Origin of the sequence: Pseudomonas sp. P116, assembly GCF_020149425.1 — a bacterium.
Taxonomy (GTDB): domain Bacteria; phylum Pseudomonadota; class Gammaproteobacteria; order Pseudomonadales; family Pseudomonadaceae; genus Aquipseudomonas; species Aquipseudomonas anatoliensis.
The window spans coordinates 273,341-287,531 of sequence record NZ_JACVHB010000005.1 but is presented as its reverse complement, the minus strand read 5'-3'; the positions used below and the strand labels follow the sequence as shown (position 1 = coordinate 287,531).

General features: G+C 59.9%; 9 protein-coding genes. 6 read left to right on the top strand and 3 right to left on the bottom strand.

Annotated elements, in window-relative coordinates; all coding sequences use genetic code 11:
• Nucleotide 1: 1 nt before the first annotated feature.
• Complete coding sequence (locus tag ICA15_RS28670) at nt 2–847, top strand: methyl-accepting chemotaxis protein (protein ID WP_411959661.1); 846 nt, start codon at nt 2–4, stop codon at nt 845–847.
• Nucleotides 848–989: 142 nt separating this feature from the next.
• Here the strand turns inward: ICA15_RS28670 and ICA15_RS18645 are convergent, their stop codons facing one another.
• Entirely contained in the window at nt 990–2,792 is a 1,803-nt protein-coding gene (locus ICA15_RS18645) for an acyl-CoA dehydrogenase (protein WP_210554296.1), read from the bottom strand.
• Nucleotides 2,793–3,040: 248 nt separating this feature from the next.
• Nucleotides 3,041–6,994 (bottom strand): trifunctional transcriptional regulator/proline dehydrogenase/L-glutamate gamma-semialdehyde dehydrogenase, encoded by a 3,954-nt coding sequence (putA, locus tag ICA15_RS18640; protein ID WP_210554295.1) that lies wholly within the window; start codon nt 6,992–6,994, stop codon nt 3,041–3,043.
• Nucleotides 6,995–7,451: 457 nt separating this feature from the next.
• Between putA and putP the strand changes: the two genes are divergently transcribed.
• The 5 genes from putP (at nt 7,452) to ICA15_RS18615 (ending at nt 13,223) form a co-directional block, all read left to right on the top strand.
• Nucleotides 7,452–8,936, top strand: coding sequence for a sodium/proline symporter PutP (gene putP, locus ICA15_RS18635; protein WP_150617522.1), 1,485 nt, complete (start codon nt 7,452–7,454; stop codon nt 8,934–8,936).
• Nucleotides 8,937–9,289: 353 nt separating this feature from the next.
• Complete coding sequence (locus ICA15_RS18630) at nt 9,290–11,305, top strand: type VI secretion system tip protein VgrG (protein WP_224450892.1); 2,016 nt, start codon at nt 9,290–9,292, stop codon at nt 11,303–11,305.
• Nucleotides 11,295–12,002 (top strand): DUF4123 domain-containing protein, encoded by a 708-nt coding sequence (locus ICA15_RS18625; protein WP_210554292.1) that lies wholly within the window; start codon nt 11,295–11,297, stop codon nt 12,000–12,002. Before ICA15_RS18630 ends, ICA15_RS18625 begins: the two co-directional genes overlap by 11 nt.
• A gap of 13 nt (nt 12,003–12,015) precedes the next feature.
• Complete coding sequence (locus ICA15_RS18620) at nt 12,016–12,180, top strand: hypothetical protein (protein ID WP_210554456.1); 165 nt, start codon at nt 12,016–12,018, stop codon at nt 12,178–12,180.
• A 203-nt stretch (nt 12,181–12,383) separates the two neighbouring features.
• Nucleotides 12,384–13,223: a 23S rRNA (adenine(2030)-N(6))-methyltransferase RlmJ gene (locus ICA15_RS18615; protein WP_047299449.1), complete on the top strand. Its 840-nt coding sequence runs from the start codon at nt 12,384–12,386 to the stop codon at nt 13,221–13,223.
• Between the two features lie 127 nt (nt 13,224–13,350).
• On the opposite strand, the gene msrA is transcribed toward ICA15_RS18615, so the two are convergent.
• Nucleotides 13,351–14,016 (bottom strand): peptide-methionine (S)-S-oxide reductase MsrA, encoded by a 666-nt coding sequence (msrA, locus tag ICA15_RS18610; protein ID WP_150604885.1) that lies wholly within the window; start codon nt 14,014–14,016, stop codon nt 13,351–13,353.
• Between the last annotated feature and the right edge of the window lie 175 nt (nt 14,017–14,191).

Here is a 14,191-nt window from a genome sequence, read left to right as displayed (position 1 = left end):
AATGATTGGCGAAGTCCTGACCACCAGCGAGCGCCTGCGCACGGCAGTGGGGCAAGTGGCGAAAGTGGTGGAGAACACTGCCGAGCGTTCCGGTCGCCAGCAGGAAATGACCGACATGGTCGCCACGGCTGTCCACGAAATGGGTCTGACCGTGCAGGAAATCGCGCAGAACGCCGGCAACGCCGCACTCGCTTCGCAAAACGCGCGGGATGAAGCCATGCAAGCGCGGGAAGTGGTGGGCGGCTCGATTCGGCACATTGAAAGCATGTCCGATGAAATCGGCCTGGCGGCCGGTGCGGTGGGTGAACTGGCGCAGCAAGTGGCGTCAATTGACTCGGTGCTGGCGGTGATTCGCGGCGTCTCTGAACAGACCAATTTGCTCGCCCTTAACGCGGCTATCGAGGCTGCCCGGGCGGGTGACATGGGGCGTGGTTTTGCGGTGGTAGCAGACGAAGTTCGTACCTTGGCGCGTCGGACTCAGGCGTCCACTGACGAGATCCAGCAGATGATCGGCAGCCTCAAGCAGGGCGCGGAAAATGCCGTGTCATCGATGCGCACCGGGCAAGCGGCGACGGGCACTGGGGTCGAGTCGAGCCAGCGTACCGGGGCATCGCTGACGGCGATTACCGGGCAGGTCGAGCGCATCAGCGACATGAACCATCAGGTGGCGACCGCGACCGAAGAACAGTCAGCGGTGACTGAAGAGATCAACCGTAACGTACAGGGTATTTCCGATCTGGCCCGGGCGACGGCGGGGGAGGTTCGGGCGTGTCGCGAGGATTGTCAGATGTTGCAGCGCTTGGCGGATGATCTGGCGCGGCAGATGGGTGGGTTCAGGTTGAGCTGATGTCCTGTCAGTTCCGGCCCCTTCGCGGGCAAGCCCGCTCCCACAGGTATTGCGGCGTGTTCACATGGTGCGTGAACACCACAGAACCCTGTGGGAGCGTGCTTGCCCGCGAAGACGGTATCAGCCGCACGCATAATCCAGATCAGAACCAAGCATCCTGCATCCCCAGACACGTATCATCCCGCGCCTCCAGCAACGCCAGCTCATGGTGGCAACCCGGCACTTCCCACGTCAGGAAATACCGCGCCGCCTGCAACTTGCCCTTGTAGAAGTCGGCGTCTGCCGCGTTGCCCTTGGCCAACCCTTCTTCGGCGCGAATCGCCTGCTCCAGCCAGCGCCAGCCAATCACCGTGTGGCCAAATACTTTCAGATACAGCGCCGAATTCGCCAGGCTGCTGTTGACCTTGCCCTGAGCAAGATCGGTCAGCAAACCGATGGTCACCACTTGCAGGCGCGCGACCAGTTTTTCCAACGGCTCACGCAGTGCGGTTAACGATTCGTACGCAACAGCGCGTTCGGCGGTGTCGGCGATCAGCCGCACCAGTTGTTTCAAGCCTGCTCCACCGTTCTGCGCCAGTTTGCGCCCGAGCAAGTCGAGCGACTGAATGCCGTGGGTGCCTTCGTGGATCGGGTTCAAACGGTTGTCGCGGTAATACTGCTCAACCGGGTATTCGCGGGTGTAACCGTGGCCGCCGAGAATCTGGATCGCCAGTTCATTCGCCTTCAGGCAGAACTCAGATGGCCAGGATTTGACGATGGGTGTCAGCAAATCCAGCAGCTCATGGGCGTGCTTGCGCTCCGCTTCGGTCTCAAGCGTGGTGGTGTCATCGAACAAACGGGCGGCGTAGAGCCCGAGGTCAAAGGCACCTTCGACGTAGGACTTTTGTGTCAGCAGCATGCGTCTGACGTCGGCGTGCTGAATGATCGCCACGGGCGCGGTGCTCGGGTCCTTGCTGTCCGGCACCCGGCCTTGCGGACGTTCGCGAGCGTATTCCAGCGAATACAGGTAACCGGCGTAACCGAGCATCACCGCGCCCATGCCAACACCGATCCGCGCCTCGTTCATCATCTGGAACATGTAGCTCAAACCGCGATGCGCTTCACCGACCAGATAGCCGACACATTCACCGTTATCGCCGAAATTCAGCGCGGTCGACGTCGTGCCGCGCCAGCCCATCTTGTGGAATAGCCCGGCCAGCAGTACGTCATTGCGTTGGCCGAGGGTGCCGTCATCGTTGACCAGAAACTTCGGCACGATGAACAGCGAAATGCCTTTCACCCCAGGCGGCGCGTCCGGCAGCTTTGCCAGCACCATGTGCACGATGTTTTCCGAGAGCGGATGATCACCGCCGGAAATAAAGATCTTGTTGCCCTTGAGGCGATAGGTGCCGTCGGCCGCAGGCTCGGCGCGGGTGCGAATATCCGACAGCGAGGAGCCCGCGTGCGGCTCGGTCAAGGCCATGGTGCCGAAGAAACGGCCATCGATCATCGGTTGCAGGAAGCGCTGTTTCTGCTCGTCGGTGCCGAAGCTTTCGATCAGGTTGGCCGCGCCCATGGTCAGGAACGGGTACGAAGTCGAAGCAGCATTGGCCGATTGGAAATGCGCGAAGCAGGCTTGCGACAGCAGTGTAGGAAGTTGCATACCGCCGGCGTCGAAACTTCTCGCAGCGTTGAGGAATCCGGCTTCGAGGAAGGCATCCACCGCCGGTTTCACCTCGGGAATCAGAATCGCCTGACCGTTCTCGTAGCGCGGCTCGTTCTCGTCGCCCTTGCGGTTGTGCGGCGCGAAGTATTTCTCGGCAATGTTGCGGGCCGTGCCGATGGCGGCATCGAAGGTCTCGCGGTTGTGCTCGGCAAAGCGCTCACGCCGGGTCAGGCCCTCGGCATCAAGGACTTCATACAGCTCGAAAGCCAGATTGCGGGAACTGAGCAGCGTCTCGGACATGGCGGCCTACCTGAAATTGGGGGTGGACCGAGTCTAGGCTTGCTGATAAAGGCTGAACAGGATGATTGATGGGCGTGATACAGAAGCAAAAGATCGCAGCCTTCGGCAGCTCCTACATGGGGCGGTGTAGGAGCTGCCGAAGGCTGCGATCTTTTGATCTTCTGCAGGAGTGAGCCTGCTCGCGATAGCGGTTTCTACAGGGGATCTCATTCCAGGCGACCATTGCGGTCGCCTGGATTTGCAGCGGTTTAACCGATGGTCATCAAACTCGCATTACCACCCGCCGCAGCGGTGTTAACGCTCAACGCTCGCTCAATCACCAGACGCTCCAGCGCAATGTTGGTCTCGCCCTGAGACAAGCCCTGAACCCCAACGATCGCGCCGGCACGCTTGGCAATCTGCTGGCAAACGCCGCGCAACTGGTCCGAATGGCCGTGATGCAGAACGGCATCAAACACCACGTCGTCCTTGTTCCAGTCGGCTACCAGTTTGATCCGCGCCTGAATTTCCTTCGGCAGGCGTGCGAACAATGCCTTGCTGATGTCGGACTCTGGCCATACCGCCGAACCGCCTACTGCCAGTACCGCCGCCAGTTGGGTCAGCAGATCGCCTTCAACGTCCGCCAGGCACAACACGTGTTCACGCGGCAGGATCGCGTAGCTGTTCTTCTCACCGGTCGGGCCGGCCAGCACGCGGGTAATGCCGCTTTGCGATTGCGCCGCGTACTGCACACACAGGGTGCTCAGATCAGCGAACTTGTTGCTGTCAGCCCAGGCTTTCAGGGCGGTCAACGGCTTGCTCATGGCGTCACGCAGGCGAACGTCCGGGGCTACGGCAGCATCACCGCGAGCGAAGGACTGTTCGATAGCATCGGTAGGACGCGTCGACAGCAAGCGATACAGGTACAGCGGGCCACCGGCTTTCGGGCCAGTACCCGACAAGCCTTCACCGCCGAACGGCTGCACGCCGACCACGGCACCGACAATGTTGCGGTTGACGTAGACGTTACCGGCGTTGACGTTGTCGATCACCTTGGCGATGGTCTCGTCGATACGGGTGTGCACGCCGAGGGTCAGGCCATAACCGGAAGCGTTGATCTGGCCGATCAACTGGTCGATCTCTTTGCGCTTGTAGCGAACCACGTGCAGCACCGGCCCGAAGATCTCGCGTTGCAGCTCGTCGAAGCTTTCCAGCTCGATCAGGGTCGGCATGACGAAGGTGCCGCGTTTGACTTCTTCGGTGTCAGCGATAGCCACCTGGTACACGTTGCGACCTTTATCGCGCATGCCCTGGATGTGCTTGTCGATGCCGGCCTTGGCTTCGGCGTCGATCACCGGGCCAATGTCCACGGACAGACGCTCAGGGTTGCCGAGACGGGATTCCGCCATGGCACCTTTAAGCATTTCAATGACGCGGTCTGCCGAATCTTCCTGCAAGCACAGTACGCGCAGGGCCGAGCAACGCTGACCAGCGCTGTCGAACGCCGAGGACACTACGTCGATCACGACTTGTTCGGTCAGAGCAGACGAGTCGACGATCATCGCGTTCTGGCCACCGGTTTCGGCGATCAGCGGAATCGGACGACCCTGGTTGTCGAGGCGGCCAGCGATGTTGCGTTGCAGCAGACGCGCCACTTCGGTGGAGCCAGTGAACATCACGCCTTTGACGCGATCATCACCGACCAGACCGGCACCGACGGTTTCACCGCGACCCGGCAGCAGTTGCAGCACGCCTTCCGGAATCCCGGCTTCGAGCATCAGGCGCACAGCCTGAGCCGCAACCAGCGGGGTTTGTTCGGCCGGTTTGGCCAATACCGGGTTACCGGCAGCCAATGCGGCGGCGACTTGGCCGCTGAAGATCGCCAGCGGGAAGTTCCACGGGCTGATACACACCACTGGGCCCAGTGGGCGGTGGGCGTCATTGCTGAAGTCGTTGCGTGCTTGCACCGCGTAATAACGCAGGAAGTCGACGGCTTCGCGGACTTCGGCAATGGCGTTGGCGAACGTCTTGCCGGCTTCGCGAGCCAGCAGGCCCATCAGCGGCTGGATCTCGCCTTCCATCAAATCAGCGGCACGCTCCAGAATCGCGGCACGTTCAGCGGGCGGGGTGGCCTGCCAGATCGGCGCAGCGTTCAGGGCGCATTGAATAGCGTTGTCGACGTCTTCAACCGTAGCTTCCTGCACGTGGCCGACCACATCACGGTGATCCGCAGGGTTCAGCACTGGCGCAGGCGTTTCGGTGCTGGAAGTGCAACCAAGCATCGGCGCGGCTTTCCAGTCGTTGTGTGCGGTGGCGAGCAACGCGCAGGACAACGACGCCAAACGGTGTTCGTTGGCCATGTCGATGCCGCTGGAGTTGGCGCGCTCGGAGCCATAAAGGTCACGCGGCAGCGGGATACGCGGGTGCGGCAGGCCGAAGCCACCTTCCACGGTCGCCATCTGCTCGATCTGGGCAACCGGATCGGCCACCAGCTCCTGAATCGAAATCGATTGGTCGGCGATGCGGTTGACGAACGAGGTGTTCGCGCCGTTTTCCAACAGACGACGCACGAGGTACGCCAGCAGGGTTTCATGAGTGCCGACCGGTGCGTACACGCGGCACGGACGGTTCAGCTTGCCTTCGGAAACTTTGCCTACAACCTGCTCGTAGAGCGGTTCGCCCATGCCGTGCAGGCACTGGAATTCGTACTGGCCGGGGTAATAGTTCTGACCGGCAATGTGGTAAATGGCCGACAGGGTGTGGGCGTTGTGCGTGGCGAACTGCGGGTAGATGACTTCCGGCACCGACAGCAGTTTGCGTGCGCAAGCGATGTAGGAAACGTCGGTGTACACCTTGCGGGTGTATACCGGGTAGCCTTCCAGGCCTTCGACCTGGGCGCGCTTGATTTCGCTGTCCCAGTACGCGCCTTTCACCAGACGGATCATCAGGCGATGACGGCTACGGCGAGCCAGGTCAATCACGTAGTCGATCACATACGGGCAGCGCTTCTGGTAAGCCTGGATGACGAAACCGATGCCGTTCCAGCCAGTCAATTGCGGTTCGAAGCACAGGCGTTCGAGCAGATCCAGTGACAGCTCGAGACGGTCAGCTTCTTCAGCGTCGATGTTCAGGCCGATGTCGTACTGCTTGGCCAGCAAGGTCAGCGACAACAGGCGCGGGTACAGCTCTTCCATCACGCGCTCGTACTGCGCACGGCTGTAACGCGGGTGCAGTGCCGACAGCTTGATCGAGATGCCCGGGCCTTCATAAATCCCACGACCGTGAGAGGCTTTGCCGATCGAGTGGATCGCTTGTTCGTACGACGCCAGGTACTTTTGCGCGTCGTGTTCGGTCAGCGCTGCTTCACCGAGCATGTCGTAGGAATAGCGGAAGCCCTTGGCTTCGAACTTGCTCGCGTTGGCCAGTGCTTCAGCGATGGTCTCGCCGGTCACGAACTGCTCGCCCATCAGGCGCATGGCCATGTCGACGCCCTTGCGGATCATCGGCTCGCCGCTCTTGCCGATGATGCGGCTCAAGGACGAAGTCAGGCCGGCTTCGTTGTGCGTCGACACCAGTTTGCCGGTCAGCAGCAGACCCCAGGTGGCGGCGTTGACGAACAGCGACGGGCTGTTGCCCAAGTGCGGGTGCCAGTTGCCGGTGCTGATCTTGTCGCGGATCAGCGCATCGCGAGTGCCCTTGTCCGGGATACGCAGCAGCGCTTCGGCCAGGCACATCAGCGCCACGCCTTCCTGGGACGACAGGGAAAATTCCTGCAACAGACCTTGAACAATGCCTGCACGACCGCCGGCACTTTTCTGGTTGCGCAGTTTTTCTGCGATGGACGCAGCGAGTTTGTTGGTGGCTTCGGCCATGGTTACCGGCAGGCGAGCCTGCTCGATCAGCATCGGTACCACTTCCGGCTCAGGGCGACGGTAGGCGGCGGTGATGGAGGCGCGCAGCACCGATTGCGGCAGAATGCTTTCTGCGAATTCAAGGAAGCACTGGTGGGCGTGATCGTTGTGGACTTCACCCGAGTCGTCGGCGTCCTTGGCGGTCAAGCCGTTCAGCTCGGTCAGGGTTGCACCACCCTCGAGTTTTTCCAGGTAATTGAAAATTGCCTGCTTGATCAGCCAGTGCGGCGTACGATCAATCGAGGTTGCGGCGGCCTTCAGGCGCTCGCGGGTCGGGTCATCGAGTTTGACCCCAAGGGTGGTGGTAGCCATATTTTTATCCTCATGGTTGCCACAGTTGCGTGGCATCAGCTGGCCGCAAGATTAGCCGCGCACCGAAAGAGGTGCAACCGGGTGCAACCCTTTTTTTGTCGGAATTATAGGCAGCTCGTCAGGAAATAATTTCTGGTACGAAAGTGCTGCTCCTGTTTGGTGCTTTTGCTTCTAGCAAAAGGCCATAACTGTTACAAAAGGGAGCAAAAACGGGGTCGTCGTCGATAAATCCGACTAGGTGCAACTTATTCTGGCGAAACTGGTTGCACCTTATTTGATTTGTTGCATAGCATTCGCGCCCAAGGTGCAACCGGAATACCCGATGCACCCGGCTGATGGCTTTCCTGGGGAAACATCAGTCCTAAATGCGCGGGATCCCGGATCGTCTGCCAAACGTCGTCGTTTGCGAGCGGTTCACCACCGCCGCTACATAAAAACAAAGCCAGGGCGTAACTCAATGAGCGTAAGTAATCCAACCCTGATCACATTCGTGATCTACATCGCAGCAATGGTGCTGATCGGTCTCATGGCCTATCGCTCCACCAACAACCTTTCTGACTACATTCTGGGCGGCCGTAGCCTGGGCAGCGTCGTGACCGCACTGTCTGCCGGTGCCTCCGACATGAGTGGCTGGTTGTTGATGGGCCTGCCGGGCGCCATCTATATGTCCGGTCTTTCCGAAAGCTGGATCGCCATCGGTCTGATCATCGGTGCCTACCTGAACTGGCTGTTCGTTGCCGGCCGTCTGCGCGTGCAGACCGAGCACAACGGCGACGCACTGACCCTGCCGGACTACTTCTCCAGCCGTTTCGAAGACAAAAGCGGCCTGCTGCGGATTATCTCGGCTGTTGTGATTCTGGTGTTCTTCACCATTTACTGCGCATCCGGCATCGTCGCTGGCGCCCGTCTGTTCGAAAGCACTTTCGGCATGACCTACGAGACTGCGCTGTGGGCCGGTGCTGCGGCGACGATTGCCTACACCTTCGTCGGTGGTTTCCTCGCGGTGAGCTGGACTGACACCGTACAAGCCACGCTGATGATCTTCGCTCTGATCCTGACGCCGATCATCGTGCTGCTGGCCACCGGCGGCGTCGATACCACGTTCCTGGCGATCGAAGCACAAGATCCAAGCAACTTCGACATGCTCAAAGGCACGTCCTTCATCGGCATCATCTCGTTGCTGGGCTGGGGTCTGGGCTACTTTGGCCAGCCGCACATTCTCGCGCGTTTCATGGCCGCTGATTCGGTCAAATCGATTGCCAAGGCGCGTCGCATTTCCATGGCCTGGATGATCCTGTGCCTGGGCGGCACCGTGGCCGTGGGCTTCTTCGGTATCGCTTACTTCTCGGCGCACCCGGAAGTAGCGGGTCCTGTTACCGAGAACAACGAGCGCGTGTTCATCGAACTGGCCAAACTGCTGTTCAACCCATGGGTTGCCGGTGTGCTGCTGTCGGCCATTCTGGCTGCCGTCATGAGCACCCTGAGCTGCCAGTTGCTGGTGTGCTCGAGCGCCCTGACCGAAGACTTCTACAAAGCGTTCATTCGCAAGACCGCTTCGCAGAAAGAGCTGGTATGGGTCGGTCGCGCCATGGTGTTGCTGGTTGCACTGGTCGCCATCGCATTGGCAGCTAACCCGAAAAACCAGGTGCTGGGTCTGGTCAGCTACGCTTGGGCCGGTTTCGGTGCTGCATTCGGTCCGGTTGTGTTGATCTCGGTAATCTGGAAAGGCATGACCCGTGACGGCGCACTGGCCGGTATTCTGGTCGGCGCGATCACCGTGGTCGCCTGGAAGCAGCTTGACGTGATGGGTCTGTACGAAATCATCCCGGGCTTCATCCTCGCCAGCCTGGTCATCGTCATCGTCAGCAAGCTCGGTAAGCCGACGGCTGGCATGGTGCAGCGTTTCGAAGCGGCAGAAAAAGATTACAACCTGAACAAGTGATTGTTCCGAGCTGAGGCTCACTAAAAACGGCCCGTCTCCCATAAGGAGGCGGGCCGTTTTTTTGTGCCTGTGTTTTCTATAGAACACTGGAGAACCCTGTGGGAGCTGGCTTGCCAGCGATGGCGGTTTATCAGTCACTGCAACTGTTGAATGTGCTGGCCCCTTCGCTGGCAAGCCAGCTCCCACAGGGTTCGGTGCAGGGTTCGAGGGATCTGTCTGTAGTTGGATGCGGCAATTTAAGTAGGGCATTTAGACAGTTAAGGTAGGGCAAATCTGATTTTTCCGTCACCCACCCAGCCCCCCTTGCCTCTCATGCAGAATCGCCCGCCCTTCATTCTGCAGAGAGACATCGGATGTTCGCGCCTGCCAATCAACCGCGTTTCACGTTGACCCTCGAAGGCGCCCCGCACGACCTCAAAGTCCTTGAGTTCACGGGCACGGAAGCCATCAGCCAACCCTTTCGTTTCGAGCTGGAACTGGTCAGCGAGCGGCCGGACCTGGACCTCGAAAGCCTGCTGCACTGTCAGGCGTTTCTGAGTTTTGATGCGGACGGTTCCGGCGTTCACGGTCAGATCTATCAGGTCGGGCAGGGCGACTCCGGGAAACGTCTTACTCGTTATCACCTAAGCCTTGTCCCGCGTCTGACGTACCTCGGTCAGCGCATCAATCAGCGGATTTTCCAGCATCGGAGCGTGCCGCAAATCGTAGAGCAGGTCCTCAAGGACCACGCGATCCTGCGCGATGCCTTCGAGTTTCGTCTCGGCAGCGAATACCCGGTGCGCGAATATTGCGTGCAGTACGGGGAAAGTGATCTCGCGTTTATCCAGCGCCTGTGCGCCGAAGTCGGCATTCACTTCCATTTTCAGCACAGTCCCGAAGGCCATCTGTTGGTGTTCGGCGACGATCAAACGGTGTTCCCGCGCCTGGCCGAGCCGACCCTTTATTTGCCGGGCAGCGGCATGGCTGGCGGGGCGCCGGCGATTCAGCGCTTCAATGTTCGCGTGGAAACCCGTACCAGCGTAGTCGCCCGGCGCGACTACAACTTCGCCAAGCCGCGTTTGCAACTGGAAAGCCGCATCGACGGTGAACAACGTCCGGTGCTGGAGGATTACCACTTTCCCGGCCAATTCAACGACCGTGAAACCGGCAAGCACCTCGCCCAGCGCGCACTTGAGCGACATGTCGCCGATTACCGTCAGGCCGAAGGCATCAGCGATGAATCTGCGCTGGTTTGTGGACATTTCCTGCAACTGGCGGAGCACCCGCGCCAGGAATGGAATGATCTGTGGCTGCTCACCGCCATCGAACACCGTGGCCGGCAGCCGCAAGTGCTGGAGGAATCGGTGACCAGCGATGGGGAAGAATTCCGCGGTTACCGTAATACCTTTCTCGCGACACCGTGGGAGGTGTTCTTTCGTCCAGCCCTGGGGCCGGAAAAGCCAAGGATGCTCGGCTATCAACCGGCCGTTGTCACCGGGCCACAGGACAGCGAAATCCACTGCGACGAGTACGGTCGGGTCAAGGTGCAACTGGCCTGGGATCGCGACGGCGAACTCAACGATCACGCCAGTTGCTGGCTGCGAGTTGCCACTGGCTGGGCTCACGATCGCTATGGCAGCGTGTTGATCCCGCGCGTGGGCATGGAAGTGCTGGTCGGTTTCATCGATGCCGATGCTGACAAGCCGCTGGTGATGGGTTGCCTGCCAAACGCGGCGACCCCGGTGCCACTGGACTTGCCCGCGGACAAGACCCGCAGCGTCTTCCGCAGTCAGAGCAGCCCCGGTGGTGGCGGGTACAACGAGCTGCGCATAGAAGACAAAAAAGGCGCCGAGGAAATCTATCTGCGCGCCCAGCGCAACTGGACTCAGCATGTGTTGAATGATCAACAAGTGCAGGTCGACAACCAGCGCAGCATCGTCGTCACCGGCACCGCCAAACATGAATTGAAGGCTGACGAACAACGCATCACACACGGCCAACGCCAGACCGAAGTCAGGCAGGACGATCATCTGACGGTTGTTGGCGATCGGCATATCAGCGTGAGCAGTCAGGCGACCAGCGCCAGTGCGCAATTCCACGTCAGCGCCGGTCAGCAAGTGGTCATCGATGGTGGCGCGAGCGCGACGATTCAGGCGGGCGGGCAGTGGATCAACATCGGCCCCGGCGGAATTTTCAGCAGCGTGCCGATTGTGGTGGGTGGCGCGCCGATGGCGGCGATGAGCGCGGCGCCGAGTGTGCCGGGGTTGCCGGAGAATTTGGTGGCGGCCCCGGCAGCGATGCTGACGGCCGCGCAGATCATGAGTTTCAAAGGTGACGCGCCATTCTGCGAAGAGTGTGAGCGTTGCAAGGAAGGTGTTTGTGCAGCCTGAATGTCTTGAGCCGCGTGCATGGCTGGCGCGTGAGCCGCTGAAACCGTCGGAGCAGTTGTTCGCCATCTTCAGCAATGCCAGCGCTGCCAAGCCGCCAATGCAGTTGGCGCCTGGCCCAGTTTGGGCGGACACGATCTACGCCGAGTGGGATGCGGTGATGCCCTTCGTGGGAATTGTCTCGGCGGAAAGTGAGTTTCTGGATTGGGTGGCGACTACCGAGTCCCGCGACTGGGGATGGTTGGCGGTGTCTTCGGCGAGTCTTGAGGTGGTGGTCGAGCATTTTCGCAGCCTGACGCAAGTGTTGATGCCGGACGGGAAAGCCGTGTTTTTCCGCTTCTGGGATGGACGGTTCTTGTTGCCGATCCTGCGGTCTGCTGATGTGGATTCGGCGCAGCTGTTGCCGGTGATCTCGCGCGGACTCATCAATGGTCAGGCTGTTGATATCGGGGGCAGGGCGCAGGTTTCGGGGCAGGTGTTTCCTTGGTGGAAGGTGCCTGACTCGGTATTGGCTGCGAGCGGTGATGAGGTTCAGGTCAGCAATGCTGTGCAGTGGCTGAGCGAGGAACATCCGGCGTTGTACGAGGCATTTCCCGAGGCTGTTCTGCGCTGCAAGGTCAGGCAGTTTTTTCGGGTTGCAGCGTCGGAAGAATCGTCGCAATCGGCGTTTTTGGAGTTTTTGCTGGCAGAGTCGGTGTGAGATTTCCGGGCGCATGCGCGCCGTGATCCAGGTCCTGGAAAACATGTGCATGCGCGGCTCGGTCGAATGCGACTCCGTCATCCTCAGCGACTTCGCCCAGCTCTGCGTGATACCGCTGCGCGATGGGTGTGATGTGCTGGATGTGATCGGCAAACGATTGAGCGCGATGCCTTCCTGAATTTTCAGGAGCCAGATCAAAAGATCGCAGCCTTCGGCAGCTCCTACGGGGTTCAGTGTCGTTCACAAATGCGTGGACGATCGCGGAACCCCTGTAGGAGCTGCCGAAGGCTGCGATCTTTTGACGTTTAGGCCCGCTCGGCTACCAACCCCTGACTTGCTGCCCGGTAAAAGGTAAACTTCGCGGCCTTCGCAGGAGCAATCATGAATTATCGTCACGCCTTCCATGCCGGCAATCACGCCGATGTGTTCAAACACCTGACCTTGACCCGCCTCATCGCTCTGATGTCGCGCAAGGAGCAGCCGTTTGCCTATCTCGACAGCCACGCCGGCATCGGTCTGTATGACTTGCAGGGCGATCAGGCCAACCGTACCGGCGAGTACCTGGAAGGCATCGCGCGTTTGTGGGATCAGCCGGACCTGCCGGCGCTGACCGCCGACTACATGAAAGTCCTGCACGAGATGAACCCGGATGGCCAGTTGCGCTACTACCCGGGTTCGCCGGAGCTGGCGCGGCGTCTGACTCGGCCGCAGGATCGGGTGATGCTCAACGAGAAGCACCCTGAAGACGGCGTGCTGCTCAAAGACAACATGGCCGGCGATCGTCGGGTGAAAGTGCATCTGGGCGAGGGCTGGCATGTTGCGCGGGCGATGTTGCCGGTGCAGGAGAAGCGCGCGGTGATGTTGATTGATCCGCCGTTCGAGCAGCTCGATGAAATGCAGCGTTGTGCGGCGTCGATGAAAGAGGCCATTGGCCGGATGCGTCAAACCGTGACGGCGATCTGGTACCCGGTGAAGGATCAGCGTGCGTTGCGCCGTTTCTATCAGGACCTGGCCGGCACTGGTGCGCCGAAATTGTTACGCGTGGAGTTGTTGGTGCATCCATTGGATACGCCGAACAGCCTGAACGGCTCGGGAATGGCGATTGCCAATCCGCCGTGGGGGCTGGAGGAAGAGTTGCGTGAGCTGCTGCCGTGGTTGTCGAAGAAATTGGGCCAGACCCAGGGCGGGTGGCAGATGGATTGGTTGATTGCCGAGAGCTGATCAACGGCAAGATCAAAAGATCGCAGCCTGCGGTAGCTCCTACAGGGCTCGGTGAACGCTCACACATTTGTGGACGATCTCGATCCCTCCAGGAGCTGCCGAAGGCTGCGATCTTTTGCTTTAAGGCTTAATTACCGGCCAGACTCGGTGGCATGCACACGCCAGTGCCGCCAATCCCGCAGTAGCCTTCCGGGTTTTTCGCCAGGTATTGCTGGTGATAAGTTTCGGCAAAGTACACGGTCGGTGCCTGTTCGATCTCGGTGCTGATTTCACCCAGGCCCGCTTTCGACAGTTCAGCCTGATAGGTCGCCTTACTCTCCAGCGCAGCATCCAGTTGCTCTGGCGAGGTCGCGTAGATCACCGAGCGGTACTGGGTGCCGATGTCGTTGCCCTGACGCATGCCCTGAGTCGGGTTGTGCAGCTCCCAGAACATCGCCAGCAATTCTTCGTAGCTGACTTGCGCCTTGTCATACACCACCAGCACCACTTCGGCGTGGCCGGTCAGGCCTGAGCAGACTTCTTCGTAAGTCGGGTTTGGCGTGAAACCACCGGCATAACCAACCACCGTGCTGACCACGCCTTCGCGCTGCCAGAAGCGACGTTCGGCACCCCAGAAACAGCCCAGACCGAAGATTGCGAAATCGACGTCCTGGAAAAACGGGCCGAGCAGCGGGGTTTCGTCGAAGACGAAGTGCTTTTCAGGCAGGGTCATCGCGGTTTCGCGGCCGGGCAGAGCTTGTTCTTTAGTCGGGAGCACGTTTTTGTTCACCAGAATTTCCGAGCGCAGAACCATGATCGTTCCTCTCAGTCAGGATGGGATGTAAAAAAAGTAGACCGCCAGTGTGCCCAATGATGCCCGATTTCGCACTATTCAATGTAGGAGCTGCCGCAGGCTGCAATCTTTTGATCTTGTCTTTAAAAAACAGGATCAAAAGATCGCAGCCTGCGGCAGCTCCTACATGAGGGAG

Excerpts from the sequence above, each read along its gene's own strand:
- ICA15_RS28670 (WP_411959661.1), top strand. The coding sequence starts at position 2 with ATGATTGGCGAAGTCCTGACCACCAGCGAGCGCCTGCGCACGGCAGTG.
- ICA15_RS18645 (WP_210554296.1), bottom strand. The coding sequence starts at position 2,792 with ATGTCCGAGACGCTGCTCAGTTCCCGCAATCTGGCTTTCGAGCTGTAT.
- putA (WP_210554295.1), bottom strand. The coding sequence starts at position 6,994 with ATGGCTACCACCACCCTTGGGGTCAAACTCGATGACCCGACCCGCGAG.
- putP (WP_150617522.1), top strand. The coding sequence starts at position 7,452 with ATGAGCGTAAGTAATCCAACCCTGATCACATTCGTGATCTACATCGCA.
- ICA15_RS18630 (WP_224450892.1), top strand. The coding sequence starts at position 9,290 with ATGTTCGCGCCTGCCAATCAACCGCGTTTCACGTTGACCCTCGAAGGC.
- ICA15_RS18620 (WP_210554456.1), top strand. The coding sequence starts at position 12,016 with ATGCGCGCCGTGATCCAGGTCCTGGAAAACATGTGCATGCGCGGCTCG.
- ICA15_RS18615 (WP_047299449.1), top strand. The coding sequence starts at position 12,384 with ATGAATTATCGTCACGCCTTCCATGCCGGCAATCACGCCGATGTGTTC.
- msrA (WP_150604885.1), bottom strand. The coding sequence starts at position 14,016 with ATGGTTCTGCGCTCGGAAATTCTGGTGAACAAAAACGTGCTCCCGACT.